Source organism: Paraburkholderia sp. JPY465 (genome assembly GCF_050436725.1).
In the GTDB taxonomy this organism is placed as follows: Bacteria; Pseudomonadota; Gammaproteobacteria; order Burkholderiales; family Burkholderiaceae; genus Paraburkholderia; species Paraburkholderia youngii.
On sequence record NZ_JBNDMT010000007.1, the window covers coordinates 494,162 to 509,023 of the forward strand.

At 61.5% G+C, this 14,862-nt stretch carries 15 protein-coding genes and 3 pseudogenes; 11 read left to right on the top strand and 7 right to left on the bottom strand.

Annotation, left to right across the window (positions count from 1 at the left end):
• Positions 1-322: 322 nt before the first annotated feature.
• From QFZ94_RS42940 to QFZ94_RS42970, 7 genes and pseudogenes are all read right to left on the bottom strand, one after another.
• Positions 323-1,303 carry an aromatic/alkene monooxygenase hydroxylase subunit beta gene (locus QFZ94_RS42940; RefSeq protein ID WP_410852663.1) on the bottom strand — a complete coding sequence of 327 codons (981 nt, stop codon included), beginning with the start codon at positions 1,301-1,303 and terminating at the stop codon, positions 323-325.
• A 112-nt stretch (positions 1,304-1,415) separates the two neighbouring features.
• Positions 1,416-1,638 (bottom strand): annotated as a pseudogene (locus tag QFZ94_RS42945) (hypothetical protein); the annotation flags it as partial.
• Positions 1,639-1,700: 62 nt separating this feature from the next.
• A pseudogene (locus QFZ94_RS42950) lies at positions 1,701-1,942 on the bottom strand (hypothetical protein); the annotation flags it as partial.
• Positions 1,943-2,020: 78 nt separating this feature from the next.
• A complete protein-coding gene (locus QFZ94_RS42955; protein ID WP_013094443.1) occupies positions 2,021-2,335 on the bottom strand; it encodes an MmoB/DmpM family protein in 315 nt (104 codons plus the stop codon).
• A gap of 19 nt (positions 2,336-2,354) precedes the next feature.
• Positions 2,355-2,690 (bottom strand): Rieske 2Fe-2S domain-containing protein, encoded by a 336-nt coding sequence (locus QFZ94_RS42960; protein WP_176112225.1) that lies wholly within the window; start codon positions 2,688-2,690, stop codon positions 2,355-2,357.
• Positions 2,691-2,697: 7 nt separating this feature from the next.
• Positions 2,698-2,958: a toluene-4-monooxygenase system B family protein gene (locus tag QFZ94_RS42965; protein ID WP_013094441.1), complete on the bottom strand. Its 261-nt coding sequence runs from the start codon at positions 2,956-2,958 to the stop codon at positions 2,698-2,700.
• Between the two features lie 23 nt (positions 2,959-2,981).
• Positions 2,982-4,487, bottom strand: a complete 1,506-nt coding sequence (locus QFZ94_RS42970; RefSeq protein ID WP_410852670.1) for a toluene monooxygenase — start codon at positions 4,485-4,487, stop codon at positions 2,982-2,984.
• 645 nt (positions 4,488-5,132) lie between these two features.
• On the opposite strand from QFZ94_RS42970, the pseudogene QFZ94_RS42975 reads away from it, so the two are divergent.
• The 11 genes and pseudogenes from QFZ94_RS42975 to QFZ94_RS43025 all read left to right on the top strand — a co-directional run bounded on the left by QFZ94_RS42975 (position 5,133) and on the right by QFZ94_RS43025 (position 14,840).
• A pseudogene (locus QFZ94_RS42975) lies at positions 5,133-6,056 on the top strand (IS5 family transposase).
• Between the two features lie 544 nt (positions 6,057-6,600).
• Positions 6,601-7,686: a hydrogenase small subunit gene (locus QFZ94_RS42980; protein ID WP_429464326.1), complete on the top strand. Its 1,086-nt coding sequence runs from the start codon at positions 6,601-6,603 to the stop codon at positions 7,684-7,686.
• Positions 7,687-7,745: 59 nt separating this feature from the next.
• Positions 7,746-9,602, top strand: coding sequence for a nickel-dependent hydrogenase large subunit (locus QFZ94_RS42985; protein ID WP_429464076.1), 1,857 nt, complete (start codon positions 7,746-7,748; stop codon positions 9,600-9,602).
• 57 nt (positions 9,603-9,659) lie between these two features.
• Complete coding sequence (gene cybH, locus QFZ94_RS42990) at positions 9,660-10,370, top strand: Ni/Fe-hydrogenase, b-type cytochrome subunit (RefSeq protein ID WP_410852661.1); 711 nt, start codon at positions 9,660-9,662, stop codon at positions 10,368-10,370.
• A gap of 7 nt (positions 10,371-10,377) precedes the next feature.
• Entirely contained in the window at positions 10,378-11,040 is a 663-nt protein-coding gene (locus QFZ94_RS42995; protein WP_410852660.1) for a HyaD/HybD family hydrogenase maturation endopeptidase, read from the top strand.
• 8 nt (positions 11,041-11,048) lie between these two features.
• Positions 11,049-11,384 carry a HypC/HybG/HupF family hydrogenase formation chaperone gene (locus QFZ94_RS43000; protein ID WP_368586334.1) on the top strand — a complete coding sequence of 112 codons (336 nt, stop codon included), beginning with the start codon at positions 11,049-11,051 and terminating at the stop codon, positions 11,382-11,384.
• Positions 11,381-11,803 carry a hydrogenase gene (locus QFZ94_RS43005; protein WP_429464079.1) on the top strand — a complete coding sequence of 141 codons (423 nt, stop codon included), beginning with the start codon at positions 11,381-11,383 and terminating at the stop codon, positions 11,801-11,803. Before QFZ94_RS43000 ends, QFZ94_RS43005 begins: the two co-directional genes overlap by 4 nt.
• An 8-nt stretch (positions 11,804-11,811) precedes the next feature.
• Complete coding sequence (locus QFZ94_RS43010; protein WP_368586332.1) at positions 11,812-12,666, top strand: hydrogenase expression/formation protein; 855 nt, start codon at positions 11,812-11,814, stop codon at positions 12,664-12,666.
• A 2-nt stretch (positions 12,667-12,668) separates the two neighbouring features.
• Complete coding sequence (hybE, locus tag QFZ94_RS43015) at positions 12,669-13,376, top strand: [NiFe]-hydrogenase assembly chaperone HybE (RefSeq protein WP_429464328.1); 708 nt, start codon at positions 12,669-12,671, stop codon at positions 13,374-13,376.
• On the top strand, positions 13,373-14,440 hold the full coding sequence (locus tag QFZ94_RS43020; RefSeq protein WP_176112233.1) for a nickel-dependent hydrogenase large subunit: 1,068 nt from the start codon (positions 13,373-13,375) through the stop codon (positions 14,438-14,440). Before hybE ends, QFZ94_RS43020 begins: the two co-directional genes overlap by 4 nt.
• Before the next feature lie 52 nt (positions 14,441-14,492).
• The gene (locus QFZ94_RS43025; RefSeq protein WP_018435798.1) at positions 14,493-14,840 is read left to right on the top strand and encodes a hydrogenase maturation nickel metallochaperone HypA; all 348 of its coding nucleotides are present in this window, start codon (positions 14,493-14,495) and stop codon (positions 14,838-14,840) included.
• Positions 14,841-14,862: the final 22 nt, after the last annotated feature.

Genomic DNA, 14,862 nt, shown 5'->3' on the forward strand with positions numbered 1-14,862 from the left:
CGGACACGAAGGCGGCGCCTTCACGATCTTGCGACAGAGATCGCATAGTGGGTCAAAAAAGCGCGCCGGATGTGGTGCGCGTCAGAATGCTCCCGGTCCGGCAACCCGTTGCTCCGGCGAGATCGGCTCAGTTGCCTACAGAATATCAGGCTCTTCTCGATTGATTTTCATCTGCTTGAATGTGTCTTGACCACCATCAAGGACTGAATCTGCGGTAGAGACTTCTCGGCGCCCACATTCGTCGGTACAGACGACGAAGCAATCGTCGATGGGGACAACTCAAGCACGTCGCTTTCGATGCTCCGCCGGCTCGTGCCGACACTCATATACCGACGGCGCGCCTGAACTCGCGCGTGGCGTTTTGCGCGCGCGCGCTGGCGTCCGGTGCGTCGGGGAGAGCAATGCACCACGCCGCGATAGCTTTGTCGGCGAGCGGCTCCCACTTGCTCACCCAAGCCGTCAGCACCGCGCGGTTCTTTTGCTCCTCGAGCGCCATGCGAACGAGTTCGGCGGCCCAACGCCGATGGCGCTGGGCGTCGATCAACTGCGCATCGGTGATGAGGCCGAGCAGCGTATCGCCGTTGTGCCGCGCAGCCACTCCGAGGCTTCGCAAAACGGTTTCTTCCACCGCCGGGCGCGCGACGAGGTTCAGCGCGGCGAAGCTCTCCGCCCAGTCCCATGCTGTGAGTGCGTGCTCGACGAGATTGCGCCAGCCCTGCCATGCCGGATCGTCCTCCCAGTAGTGCCGCTCGTCAGTGCCGAAGCCGAGGTCGCCGAACGTCTGCGACAGCTCTTTGGTGCGATACGCCGTGTGAGTGAGCCAGCGCAGCGTGTCCGCTGTCTGGTAAGCGGCGCAGTTTGAGATCGTGGAAGCGGGCGCCATCTGGGTCAGATACGCCGAGCCCATTTGCAGTGCATGGAACAGGAAGCGGGCGGGCGTGTAGTGGCGCGCGAGCGTACCCGCCCAAGTGTGTGCGAGCATGCTGTCGTGACCGCGTGCGGAGAACTGGTCTAGCAGCCCGAAGACATACGTTTCCTGCCCGTCCTGGAGCATGTTGTAGGTGCGGTAGACGAGCTCGTCAGGATCGCGGAACGCATTCCAGTCGGGCCGAGTCAGCGGGGATGCATTGCGGTTTCGCTTGAACCATTGCGCCATTTCGAAGTTCGGATCGAGCTCGAACGGCGCATCGGGATTGTCGGTCGTGTAGTGCAGATTGGTCGTGACGATCTCGTACTCGCTTGGCTTGCGCCGCCGGGCCGCCAGATGGCTCCATGTTTTCAGTGGCTTGAGGACTTCTGTCATGATTGTCTCCAGTTAAGAAAAGGTCTGCAGAGGTCGTTTTCGCAGCGGTGACTCCACACTCATCGCAGTCTGAACGGCCACGACATTCTTGTGTTGAGATTTCCCAGCAGAGTCACCCATCAGGTGCCGTGCCGGTGAAACACATGACCGCACCGGCCAGATCTTCAGCGTTTCGCAAAGCTCTGCGCAACATCCATAAATCGCTCAGAGCAGACCGCGTCGTCTGGACAGCATTTTTTCACCAAACCCATATATCGGGCCCTCGTATAGCCGAACTGTCGCTTGATGATGGGAAAGGGATGCTTAACCTTGGCACGGGTCTCTGCCTTGAGCCGGTCGATGTGATCGTGTATAGCGTCCAGATGATCGCTCTGGTCCAGTGCACGATGCCGCCGTCGAGACCCCGGAACTCGCGATACAGCGCCTCTTCCATTGCAGGGTCCGACAGAGCGAACCTGTGCTGCATAAACCGAATTTGCGGCATCGTCGCGACCGGGAAAAGTGGTCGTCCGTTTTTGCCTCGCGGATAAATGCGGCTCGATCAGCACAAATCAGCTCCGACCAAGGCACAACACGCCGCATCGCCTCGAGAAGATTCGGACTTCCACGTGGTTGAAAGATCCAGGGAACTGCGACAATACACTTCTACCCAATTAATTCGCGATGCTTCCAAGATAGCTGAACGGGCGTCAATGCTAGGACTTCGACAGACCTTCCTTAAAGCGTCTTTTCGTAGTAGAAACGCACATACTCGTCGGTCGTCTCGATGCGGCCCGCGAACGAGCTGAGATTGACTTCGAGTTCGGACATCCTGAACGGCCGACCCAGCGCTTCCTCCAACGTCGCGCGGCATAGGATCAGTTCGCCGTCCGCGTCGATGCGTACATATGCGAGCTTGTCGTCCACGCGGATCACCTTGCCGGGGTTGTCCTCGTGCGCGGCTTCGATGACGCCGGCCGTGATGCTGCTCGCGCGAAGCACGGGACCCACGCGGTTGTTACGGTAAGCTTCGGCGGTCTTGTCAACGATCATGCTGTGTTCCCCTGCCGACTCAGGAATGGGCAAAGAGCGCATGAACGCCTTCTACGGCAATCAGAAGATCGTCGCCTTGGAGCTTCACGGCATATTCGGCGAGACGACAGTCACCCGGATTGATTCCTTTGCCCGTATTTGCGTCGAAGGTCCACTGATGAGCCCGGCACGTCAGCACGCGGCCATCGAATTTTCCTTCAACGAGCCGAATGTCGTGGTGCGGACAAATGCCCTGAAAGCCGCGCGGCTCGCCGCCTTCGGGACGTACCAACACGATCACGTGGCCATCCACTTCCACCTCGGTCATCTCCGCTTCCCACAGGTCATCGAGAGTGCAAACTTTCCGAAATTTCATGTCGCCCTCAATCATCGCAAAAGATGAATTCCAGCGTTTCCATCGGCTTGATGTCGGTCTCGGCGAGTTTCGCGTTGCGCGGATAGAACTGCTTGCTACCTTGGCGGCGCACGCGGATCACCTTGTCGGGTTGAGGCGCTACTCGCCGGCCCACCGAATGATGAGATGCTGCGGCGGCGATCTCGTCCATGGAATTGTCGGTATCCACGGTTACGAGTTGCAATACAAAGTCGTACTGAAAATTGGAAATCACAGGGACAAGAGCCATATCGCCCTCCATTGAATCGCCGCTCATGCAGCCTTTTCTTCGTAAAGCTTGTCGCAGTACGCCTTGACCCACGCGTAATGGTGCGCGTCATCGCCAATTTCGCCCGGTGCGAGTTCCATGTACTTCAACGCACCCCTCAGGTCGGGTGGCTGGATCTGCCCAGCCAGTAAGCGATCAACGAGCGCGAGGTGATTGCGGTAGCGAACGGGGTCCTGCTGGAACACCCAGCGATCAATTTCCGAGTTGAAGTGATACGTGCGGCCGTTGTAGTCGAGCGGATAGTCCTTTACATTCCAGCCATTGCCAGGGATCGCGCAGATGGGCAACTGGCTCATGTTGCAGACGATCGGCAGCGTCTCGGGAACGGTGAGCTCAGGCTTGCCGGCAAGCAGGTTATCGATTATGACATCCCACACTTTGCCGAACGTGTCGTTCCAGCCGGGATATTTTTCTTCGAGCCAGTCGCGGCACTCAGGTGTAATGCCGGCAGCAGGATTCCACCACACGGTAGGCCGCCAGAACCAGATAGCCAATTGGTACGCATGGTGCTGGTAGTCGAACTCGCTAACGATCTGTTCCCAGTACCATGGCAGGTCGAGTCCGAGGTCGATCAGGGTGCGTTCGAACTGACCTACGATCCATTCCCGCATGAATTCCTTGAACGACTGCTTGCGATGCACGAGTGGCGTGGCGTAATCCATCGAGGAGCCCGTGAGCAGGCAGAACAGACGCCACGCGCGCGCGATGGCGACATCAACGAGCTTTTGAGCATGCTCTTTACGGCCGTTGGCGATCAGGATCTGCAACGCGGGACCCCCGATTTGCGCATGGCGCGACTCATCTGTCTGAATGCTGGAAATCAGGCTTGCAAAAGTGAAGTCGCCCGCTTCGGCGGCATTGGCCGCGAGGCCGAGAAACTGCATGTTGGTAAAACCCGTCTCGAACGCGAAGGTTAGCATGACTGCGATTTCGATCGCACTGCGCGACATGAACAGGTCATCGAACGCGCTGCGCGCGGCAATCGCACCCCACGCGTTGGTGTGATACGCCTTGTGGGCCCAATCGAACTGCCGATCCTTGGGACAGTAGTCGTGAGGGAAGTAAAGCTGCAACTGACCATGACGATTCTCGTCGAGCATGCCGAAGGTGGCCATATTGCGCATGCCGGGCGCACGGCCGAAACGTACCATTCGGGCCTCGGCGCTCATCGCCGCATATTCGCCGAGCGCAATTGCCCCGTAGTGCGCCTTCAGAATGGAGAGCCACCCCGGATCGGCGTCCTCGAACATGCGGCTACGCTCAAGTGCCTCCTTGACTGAATATGCGCCAGCATCCTTCTCACGCTGGATGCGCACATACTCGGGATACGACGTCTTGTAGGGCTCGTCGTAGGTTTCCCAACTCGCCATGGGAATGCCTTGCGCCCCAGACATGAGATCGGGAAAGAGCTCCGACTCCGTCACATATCTTGGGGTCCAGTTGGTGGCACGTGCAATGTCATACCATGCGGCTCGTTCCAGTAACGCCATCGTGATGCCTCCTTTTGGAATGGGCGATGCGTCTTCCCGGCACGATGCGCACTCCACCGGGCCCCTTGGGAACGCAAGATCAATGCCAATCCGCGGCGTTGCTTTCTTGGCGATCGAGGCGACAAATCTGAGAGCCGCGGCGGAGCGAAAGGGGAACCAAAATTGCGCAGGTATAGCGAGTAGGACATGTACCACCGCATACACAGCATGGCCGCATCCACTGGGTGACGACAGCGTTTGGGCACCGTGGCGGCGCTATCAAGATGCGGGGGTGAATCTTACCGCAACGCAGCGCCCTACCGCGACACTGCATTGAGATGGTAAGCCGGCAGTTGTCGAGGTCCAGGACGATGAGTGACTTCCGCCGTAAAGGAGCTTTGATCGTTTAGTCCAGCACGGCCCCACTCTGCACACAAGCGCACAACGAGCATCGAGTTGATAAGCGTCGGGCGAAGTTAAGCGGTCGTTGCGAGATAACCGCCGCCTTAATTCTCCGTTGTCGGGGCAACCGCAGTGTTGCATCTCCGACGTTGTCGGACATGCAACATCTCCCAGCGCAAGAATGATACTTCACGCAACGCTGATCAAGTCGACCGCAGAGGTACTGCGAGCGTAGATCGGGGTGGATCCGGAGGACAGAACAGGATGAAGCCGCCGACGCTATCGACGGCCGCTGAAGGTGCTGCTTTCGAGACACACCACAAACGGACGCGACGCGATAAGTTTCTCGCGATGAATGCAGATTCGTCGTGTGGGCTGAGCTTTGCGCGGTGGTCGAGCCGTATTATCCGAGGTGCGGCAATGGCCGCCCGCCGATTGACCGGGAGCGAATGCTGCGCCTTCATTCTATCCGGCACTGCTTCAACCTGGCCGATTTCGCTTGTGAAGACGCTCTTTACGTTAGTGCTAGGCTGCGTCGCTTTGCGAGAGTCTGGATTGGAAGGCAGTACCAGACTGCCACCGCACTGCTGAAATTTCGTCGTCTTTTTGAAACCCTCAAGCTGGGTGAGAAATTGATTGCCGAAGTCGGGCCAAGTGGCGAGCGGCATGAAACTCCAGAGCGTCACGGTCGTGGATGCCAACATCATCGGTGCGCCAAAGTTTGAGGAAGAATGAACAGAATTCGCGCTCCCCCAAATGCACCAGACGCGCAAGACTAGCAATGGTACTTCGGCGCGAAGCTATACATCGACGAGGATAGCAAGAGTGGCCCGGTGCACAGCGTAGTACCGGCCAACGTGCATGAAAAGCTTCCACTGCCGCAATTGCTACACGGCCAGGAGCGGAAGGTCTACGCTAACAGCGCTTACGCCAGCCAGAAGGCTAATCCACAGCAAAGCAGCACACCCACCGCGCGTGTGAAGTCAATACGGTGCAGCGCGGCGAGAACTGCCACAAGTCGAGGATCCGCGCACGCGTGGAGCATGTCTTCGCAGTGGCCAATCGATGTGGGGTTTCACGAAGGTGCCTACCACGGTTAGCGCAGAGTACGAACCTGGCTTCATAGCTTTGGCGCGCGCCAATCTCTACCTGTCGGGCACGCGATTGATGGCACAAGTGCGTCCGTAATGGACGAAAGGCGCCCCAAAAGCCGAGGTGTATCTGGAGTATGGTCGGCGTCACGACCTGAACACCTCCACAATGCCGACACGTCGCAAATTCGGCGACTTTTTCAGCCTAGCCGTAACGTGACAACGCCGACATATGTCGTCGAGAATTGGACAAACAAGACAGGGCACTCGAAGAATTTATCGAGCTTTCTCGGCAATTTTTCCAGTTTCACGCCGTGCGAAAAGGTGGCGCATAGGTTGATTCGTGAACCTCCTCCCAGATATTTTGCTTCGTTCTCTGAAGATGCCGTACTGGCTGACCTTTGTCAGACGAACGGCCCGTCGCCACTATGAGAAGGTTTTGTCGGCGCAGCACGTGGTCCTTCCCGCTTCCGCCTCAATTATGGGAAGCGCCGCGGAACATTTTTTTCGTTAGGGAGCCGCGACGCCAAGGTCGGCACGAATCTTGTTATTTTCAAAACGCTTCACCGACAGCGAGACGCCGAAGACGCGGTCGTATGCCAGCTTCGCGGGGCCGAACGCCATCAAGGGACCACATAGTGATCGAAACGTTTTATGAAGTCATGCGACGCCAAGGGATCTCGCGCCGTAGCTTCCTCAAATTCTGCTCGCTGACGACAACGTCGCTCGGCCTCGGGCCTGCGTTCATGCCGAAGATTGTCCACGCAATGGAGACCAAACTGCGCACGCCGGTGCTCTGGCTACATGGACTCGAATGCACCTGCTGCTCAGAGTCGTTCATCCGCTCGGCGCACCCGCTGGCGAAGGACGTCGTGCTTTCAATGATCTCGCTCGACTACGACGACCTCTTGATGGCTGCCGCGGGACACCAGGCCGAGGCGATCCTCGAAAACGTGATGGAGAAGTACCGTGGCAACTACATCCTCGCCGTCGAAGGCAATCCGCCGCTGAATCAAGACGGTATGAGCTGCATTATCGGCGGCAAGCCATTCGTCGATCAGTTGCGCCGTGTGTCGAAGGACGCGAAGGCTGTGATCTCGTGGGGGTCGTGCGCGTCGTGGGGCTGCGTGCAGACGGCCACGCCGAACCCGACGCAGGCGGTGCCAATCCACAAGGGGATCACCGACAAGGCGATCATCAAGGTGCCCGGCTGTCCCCCGATCGCCGAGGTGATGACGGGCGTCGTCACCTACATGCTCACGTTCGACCGGATACCGGAGTTGGATCGCCAAGGCCGTCCGAAAATGTTTTACAGCCAGCGCATTCACGACAAGTGCTACCGCCGTCCGCATTTCGACGCGGGCCAGTTCGTCGAGTCGTGGGACGACGAAGCGGCACGGCGCGGCTACTGCCTCTACAAGGTCGGCTGCAGGGGCCCGACGACCTACAACGCCTGCTCGACCGTGCGTTGGAACGGCGGCACGAGCTTCCCCATTCAGGCGGGCCACGGCTGCATCGGCTGCTCTGAGGAAGGATTCTGGGACAAGGGCTCCCTCTACGATCGGCTCACCCGGATCGATCAGTTCGGAGTCGAAGCGAACGCCGACAAGATCGGCGCTACCGCGGCCGTCGTGGTGGGCGCCGCCACTGCTGCGCATGCAGCCGCTTCGGCAATTCAGCACGCCAGGTCGAAGCAGGACTCTATGGACGACCGCGACGGCCAATAGCTACGCCTCGCGTCGGGGTGCAGCCGACAAGCACAGGAAGCCGCAAAAGAAAAGCAACCATGACAGCCATTTCGAACCCAGGATTTCAGCTCGGTAGGAACGGACGCCGGATCGTCGTCGATCCAGTCACACGCATCGAAGGCCATATGCGCGTCGAGGTCAACGTTGATTCGAACAACGTGATCCGCAACGCCGTTTCCAGCGGCACCATGTGGCGTGGCCTTGAAGTCATTCTCAAGGGGCGCGACCCGCGCGACGCATGGGCGTTCGTCGAGCGTATCTGCGGCGTATGCACGGGATGTCACGGGCTCGCCTCCGTGCGCGCCGTCGAGGACGCGCTCGACATCCGCATTCCGCCCAACGCGCACCTGATCCGCGAGATCATGTCGAAGACATTGCAAGTGCACGACCACGTGGTGCACTTCTATCACCTGCACGCGCTCGACTGGGTCGACGTGTTGTCGGCGCTCAAGGCCGACCCCAAGTTAACGTCCGAGTTGCAACAGCGCATCTCGCCCAAGCATCCGATGTCGTCACAGGGCTATTTCCGCAATGTGCAGACGCGTCTACGCAAGTTCATCGAAAGCGGCCAGCTCGGTCCGTTCATGAACGGCTACTGGGGCAACTCCGCGTACGTGCTGCCGCCAGAAGCGAATCTGATGGCCGTGACGCACTACCTCGAAGCGCTCGACATGCAAAAGGAGTGGGTCAAGATCCACGCGATCTTCGGCGGCAAGAATCCGCACCCGAACTACCTCGTAGGGGGCGTGCCTTGCGCGATCAATATCGGCAGCGACCTAGCGGCCGGCGCACCCATCAACATCGAGCGCCTAAACTTCGTCAAGTCGCTCATCGACGATGCGATCACCTTCTGCCGCAACGTCTATGTACCCGATCTGCTTGCAATCGGCACGATTTACAAAGCACGCGGCTGGTTGCATGGCGGCGGCCTGGCCGCGACCAACGTGATGGACTACGGCGCGTATCCGCTCGTCAACTACAACCCATCCACCAACCAGATGCCGGGCGGAGCCATCATCAACGGCGACTGGAATACGCTCCTGCCAGTTGATCCGCGCGACCCCGAGCAAGTGCAGGAATTTGTCGCCCACTCCTGGTATCAATACCCTGACAACTACCGCGGGCTGCATCCTTGGGACGGCATTACCGAACCGCACTACGAGCTCGGACCCAACACGAAGGGCACGCGCACCGCAATCGAGTCGATCGACGAGAGCGCAAAGTACTCGTGGATCAAGTCGCCGCGCTGGCAGGGGCACGCGATGGAAGTCGGACCGCTCGCGCGCTACATCCTCGGCTACGCACACGCGGAGCAGAGCAATCCGCATTGCGGCCGTATCAAGGAACAGATTGAGGCCTCCCTCCTTGCCGTGAACCAGGGCATGCCAAAGCTGCTCGGCTTGCCGGAAAGCTCGCTTGGCGTGAAGCAACTGCTGCCGACCACCATCGGCCGCACGCTCGCCCGCGCGCTCGAAGCGGAGTATTGCTCCGAGATGATGGCGGACGACTGGCAAAGCCTCTTACAAAACATCCGCAACGGCGATACCTTGACCGTGAACCTGGACAAGTGGGACCCTTCGACGTGGCCAGCCGAGGCGAAGGGCGTGGGCGCGGTCGCCGCACCGCGCGGCGCGCTCGGCCACTGGATCAGGATCAGGGACGGTCGCATTGAGAACTACCAGTGCGTCGTTCCGAGCACTTGGAACGGCAGCCCGCGCGACGCGAAAGGGCAGATCGGCGCGTTCGAAGCGAGCCTCATGGACATGCCCGTGGCGAACGTCGAGCAGCCCGTCGAGATCCTGCGCTCGCTGCACTCGTTCGACCCTTGCATGGCTTGCTCGACGCACGTGATGAACGCGGACGGTGCGGAAATGACCGCCGTGACTGTGCGATAACCCCACCAGACCGCCACAGCGCCTGCGCTCGCCGGCGCCGCGCGGCAGGAAAGGATGATGACGATGCAATCGTATTCTCGATGCGAAAAGGCGGCTGACTTTGTTTCGTCCACCGAGGCAATTTACGTGTACGAAGCTCCGGTACGCGTCTGGCACTGGATCAACGCAGTGTCGATCGTCGTGCTGGCGTTGACCGGCTATCTTATCGGCGCCCCGCTTCTCACACAGCCCGGCGAGGCGAGCGCGAATTTTCTGATGGGATATATCCGCTTTGTGCATTTCACCGCGGCCTACCTGTTCGCAATCGGGCTTGCGGGCCGCGCGTATTGGGCGATTGTCGGCAATCGCCATGCGCGCGAAATGTTCTGGGTGCCGGTATTCTCGCGCGAGTACTGGATGGACATGCTCACCATGCTGCGTTACTACTCGTTCCTCGGGCCCACGCCGCGCCAGTTCAGCGGGCACAATCCGTTATCGCGATTTGCGATGTTTTTCGTGTTCTTGCTGATCTCACTCTTCATGATCGTGACCGGTTTCGCACTGTATGGCGAAGGCGCGCAGGCCGGCTCTTGGCAGCAGATTGCGTTTGGTCAGGTATCCACGCTGATCGGCCAGTCGCAGGCCGTGCACACGTGGCATCGCCTCGGCATGTGGGCGATCATGATGTTCGTTATCGTGCATGTCTATATGGCGATCCGCGAAGACATCATGGCCCGCCAGAACATGGTCGGCACGATGATATCGGGCTACCGTACCTTCAGGAAGTGAGGTTGCAATGCTGACTTGCCCAAAAACCGGCGTGCCTGCCATCGTCGTACTCGGCATCGGCAACTTGCTGTGGGCCGACGAGGGTTTTGGCGTGCGCTGTATCGAGGCGCTTGAGCAGCACTTCGAGTTTGCCCCGCACGTGAGCCTCATAGACGGCGGCACGCAAGGGCTGTGTCTGGTCCAGTACGTCCAGGCGGCCGACAGTCTGCTCATTTTCGACGCGGTCGATTACGGTCTCGCGCCGGGCACGCTGAAGATCGTTGAGGATGACGACGTACCGGCGTTCCTCGGCGTGCGCAAGATGAGCCTGCACCAGACCGGCTTCCAGGAGGTACTAATGCTCGCGCGCCTGACAGGCCGGTATCCACGCCGCGTGCTGCTGATCGGCTGCCAGCCGGACGAAGTGGCCGATTTCGGTGGCAGCCTGCGACCCACCATTAAAGCATCGCTCGAGCGCGCGCTCGAACTTGGCCTCGAGCGCCTTGCCGCATGGGGCGGAGAGCCCACGCCGCGCCACACCCCGTTACATGCCGACGATGCGGTCACGCTGCCGCATCTCGCGCTTTCGCGCTACGAAGGCGAGCGGCCCAGCGAGGCCGATGCGTGCCGCACCGGCGACGAGCGCGTGCTGCTGCGCATGCGCCGCAAGAAGCCGTCGTCGTGTGTATAGGCGTGCCGATGCGGGTGGTCGAGGTGCAGGGCTTGCGGGCGCTGTGCCACGGACGCAGCGGCCACCGCCGGATCGACACTTCGCTAGTTGGTCCATGCAGCGCCGGTGAATGGCTGCTGGTTTTTCTCGACACGGCGCGCGAGAAGCTCGACGGGACACGCGCGGCAGAAATCGACGCGACGCTCTCGCTCGTGGAACTGGCGCTGGAGGGAGATGCCGCCATGGCCCGAGCGAGCCCGAATTTTGAATTGCCGTCCGCGCTCGGCGTGGACGATTTGACCCGGTTGACCTCCAACGCGCAACCGGCGCATGGCCGTCACGGGTCCTCCGAGGAATCGCCATGACAAATACGAACGGTACCTCGCTTGACGCGACGTCCGTGGTGCAGCGGCTAACTGATGGCAGACACGCCGTGTCCGTGGACGAACGAAAGGTAGGCGATTGGGTTGCGGACGCCGGCGAATGTGTAGCGCTGCTCACGGCTGCCGGGACGCGCTTTCCCGACTTCCTCGACGTGGCCGTGGTGCTGCCCGAGCTCGCGCGCCGCGTGTGGCGGTGGCCGTGGTCCACGTTGCTGTGGCTGCACGCCGGCGCTTATGTCACAAGGCTCTCCAGTATGACGGACTGGAATGACTACGTGGCAAACGTCGCACATGCGCTCGGGCAGCCGACTACGCGGACGCCATGGGTCGGCATTCCCGGCCGCACCGTCGGCGCTTCGCCCGGCTGTCACGAATTGTCGATCAATCTTTGGGGTCGTTGATCGTGTCCATGAGTCCATTTCCCATTCCCGTCGCGCCTTTCCGCCCGGGAAACCAAGCCGAGAGCGATGCGGTGCTCGACTATCTGCCGATGCCGCAAGGCATGCGCATCTATGTGGCGCCGACGCTGCCTGAGCGCTGCAATGCGCGGGCACTCGACGGCGCGCGCGGCGTGCTTCGCAACGTATTAGGCGTACTGGCGGCATACGAACCTGGTACGCCGTCCGAAGCCATCGATCTGACGCCGTACGATCGAGCAACGCTGCGCGTTCTCAACGACGTGCTGGGCGAGGGCGAGGTCAGCGCGCACGTCGACGGCGCGCAGCGGAGCGGCGGGCTGATCCAGGAGACTGTGTTTGCCGGCCTGTGGCGCGTAGTCGAGCGGAATGGCGCGCGCCCGGTCGACCGGCTCGAGATCGGCGCGGCCCCCGCGATGCTTGCCCAGCCCAAAGACCCGGCGCAGCCGATGATGCCGTTGCCGGACATGCTGCCGCTCGACGTGATGAACGCGCCGTCGATCCTGAGCGAAGTACGCGATTCCGCCGCGCGCTGGCGCGCCGGGCATGCGCCCCACATCGTCAACCTTACGCTCCTGCCATTGTCGCCGGGGGATCAGCAACTGATCGACGCCGTGCTGGGCGAAGGCGCGGTGCAGATCTTGTCGCGCGGCTACGGAAATTGCCGGGTGGGCAGCACGGCGATCGCGAACTGCTGGCGTGTTGCATATTTCAACTCGCAGGACATGATGATCCTGAACACGATCGAGATCACCGATCTGCCAGAGGTCGTGCGCGCCGCGCCGGAAGACCTCGCGGATTCGCGCGAGCGCTTGACCCAGTTGATCAACTGGATGGGTGAGGTGTGACGATGGACGAGCGAACGAAGCAATTCGAGGGCTGCCATCTCGGCGCCAGCAGCCCAATCGCGACGCACACGTGCCTCGAATGCAAGTTCTGCTGGTGGATCCACCATCCCGAACAAGGCGATCCGGTCTTGCAGATTCCTCCGCACGCGAGGTTCGCGGCGCTTCAGGCACACTGGCGCTGCCGCGTTTATGGCCGCGCGCCGGATCAGGTCATTTTTCTTGTGGGACGCGGATTGACCGTGCGTGCAATCCAGCGAAAGGTCATACACGGCGATCCAAGGGTGGCTAGGCTTGTAGCGCACTTCGAAACGGCCGCAACCAGTACGATGCCTGACATGCCGGTCGTGAAACTCGCCTTGCGTATCGAGGGGACCGGCTTTGAGCCGGTGCCCGGCGAGACCGGGGCCCGATGCGGTTGGTTCGGGATACCGATCACGCCATGGTCCATGAGGCCCCTCTCGTTACCCGGCGCGGTGCGGGACTCGGTGGAATGTCCGCGGCCGGCCGGCAAAGCGCACTTGCGCGTTGGCGACGTCGATTTCAAATGGCTCGGCGCGCACGCGCAAGACGTCGGAGCCTATGCGTGCTGCTCGCTCTTTTTGCCGATGCTCGAATTCCCCAGACAGAAGAGCGCCACATCGGGCGGTGTCCCATGCGTGTCGCGTCATGCGCTCCTGCTGCGGCCGGCCGCGTTCGGGAGCGCTCCATGACCGCGGCGATGCTGGCAGCATTGGCCGCACAGTACCGGGTGCGCCCCGGCCGGCACGACAGCATTGCGGGCGGGCGTCCACCACTGGCCGCCGCGCTGCTGCGCGGGCAACCGGTAGCAACTGCTGCGGCGCGGCTGTCGGCGCTGTTCTCGTTGTGCGGACTCGCGCATAGGCTCTGCGCAGAACTTGCCGTCGGCGCAGCGGGCGCTTCAGTGGAGCACAAACGCGACGATGTGACCAACGCCGCTCATGCCGCAATGCTCATGCGTGAGACGCTCGCCGTGCATCTTCGCTGCATGTGGACCGACTGGCCGGTGCGGCTGGCCGCCGCCGCGCCGCATACGCTGCCCGACGTCGAGTCGGTTGACTCCTCCGACTGGCTGGAGCGGCACGTTCTGGGCATGCCTGCGCAAAAGTGGCTCGCGCACTGGACGGACGATCCGCGTGGCTGCTTAGCGGCGTGGTGCGCACGAGCCGCGACGTTCCCGGCCCGGTTGCTGGCAGCCTGCCGCGCGCACGCCGATACGATGCGCGCTACGCCGCGGCCGCTCATCATCGACGAAACGCGGTTAAGCGAACTGGCCGCGGCGATTGCCGAGAGTCCGGTGTTCGCGCACGCGCCCGTACAACGCGGCCTGCCCGCGGAGACCGGCGTGTGGACACGTAGCGACGATCCGCGCGCGCTGGAATACGACACGCCTTGGCTGCGGATTGGCGCGCGCGTCGCGGAGGTGGCGCGGCTGGCAGCGGGCGACGACGGGCCAAGTGCGCTTCGCTTTGGCGCGCGAACGTGCGCGCCCGGCGAGGCGCTCGGCTGGTGCGAGATGTCGCGCGGCGTGCTGCTCCATTGGGTGCGCCTCGCGCCAGGCGATGCGGCGCGCATCGAGGACTATCGCGTGGTCGCGCCGACTGAGTGGAACTTCCACGGCCAAGGCACGCTCGCGCAAGCCTTGTCGCGACTGGATCCGGCGTGCGGCGATGGAACGTTCGCCGCGCGCGTAGGCGCGTGGATGGGCGCGTTCGATCCCTGTGTCGCCTATGTGGTCGACACGGACGGCGCGTGAGCACAAGGATCGAGACAAGGCCCCGAATACTGAGCTGAATGGAAGCCAAGGTATGCATGAAGTAAGTCTGGCCGGCGGCGTGCTTGCGTTGGTCGAAGCGGCAGCCGAGCGTGAGAGCTTTGTCCGCGTGAAGGTGCTGAGGCTTGAAGTCGGACGCCTCGCTGGCGTCGATGTCGAGACGCTGCGCTTCGCCCTCGAAGCGATCGCGCCCGGCACCTGCCTTTGCAGCGCACGCGTCGAGATCGACGAACCTTCGGGAAGCGCGTGGTGCATGAACTGCAACGCGACCGTGGCGCTGGCCACGCGGGGCGCCCCCTGCGCGCACTGCGGCGGCTACTGGCTCCAGCCGAACGGCGGCACAGAGTTGCGCATCGTCGATCTGATCGTCGACGATGCCTGACAATCATCGGATTAGCGCAAGG

What these genes read in the sequence shown, in the direction of transcription:
- QFZ94_RS42940 (WP_410852663.1), bottom strand. Translation starts at nt 1,303, where the DNA reads ATGACAGAAGTCCTCAAGCCACTGAAAACATGGAGCCATCTGGCGGCC.
- QFZ94_RS42955 (WP_013094443.1), bottom strand. Translation starts at nt 2,335, where the DNA reads ATGATCGTTGACAAGACCGCCGAAGCTTACCGTAACAACCGCGTGGGT.
- QFZ94_RS42960 (WP_176112225.1), bottom strand. Translation starts at nt 2,690, where the DNA reads ATGAAATTTCGGAAAGTTTGCACTCTCGATGACCTGTGGGAAGCGGAG.
- QFZ94_RS42965 (WP_013094441.1), bottom strand. Translation starts at nt 2,958, where the DNA reads ATGGCTCTTGTCCCTGTGATTTCCAATTTTCAGTACGACTTTGTATTG.
- QFZ94_RS42970 (WP_410852670.1), bottom strand. Translation starts at nt 4,487, where the DNA reads ATGGCGTTACTGGAACGAGCCGCATGGTATGACATTGCACGTGCCACC.
- QFZ94_RS42985 (WP_429464076.1), top strand. Translation starts at nt 7,746, where the DNA reads ATGACAGCCATTTCGAACCCAGGATTTCAGCTCGGTAGGAACGGACGC.
- cybH (WP_410852661.1), top strand. Translation starts at nt 9,660, where the DNA reads ATGACGATGCAATCGTATTCTCGATGCGAAAAGGCGGCTGACTTTGTT.
- QFZ94_RS42995 (WP_410852660.1), top strand. Translation starts at nt 10,378, where the DNA reads ATGCTGACTTGCCCAAAAACCGGCGTGCCTGCCATCGTCGTACTCGGC.
- QFZ94_RS43000 (WP_368586334.1), top strand. Translation starts at nt 11,049, where the DNA reads ATGCGGGTGGTCGAGGTGCAGGGCTTGCGGGCGCTGTGCCACGGACGC.
- QFZ94_RS43005 (WP_429464079.1), top strand. Translation starts at nt 11,381, where the DNA reads ATGACAAATACGAACGGTACCTCGCTTGACGCGACGTCCGTGGTGCAG.
- QFZ94_RS43010 (WP_368586332.1), top strand. Translation starts at nt 11,812, where the DNA reads ATGAGTCCATTTCCCATTCCCGTCGCGCCTTTCCGCCCGGGAAACCAA.
- hybE (WP_429464328.1), top strand. Translation starts at nt 12,669, where the DNA reads ATGGACGAGCGAACGAAGCAATTCGAGGGCTGCCATCTCGGCGCCAGC.
- QFZ94_RS43020 (WP_176112233.1), top strand. Translation starts at nt 13,373, where the DNA reads ATGACCGCGGCGATGCTGGCAGCATTGGCCGCACAGTACCGGGTGCGC.
- QFZ94_RS43025 (WP_018435798.1), top strand. Translation starts at nt 14,493, where the DNA reads ATGCATGAAGTAAGTCTGGCCGGCGGCGTGCTTGCGTTGGTCGAAGCG.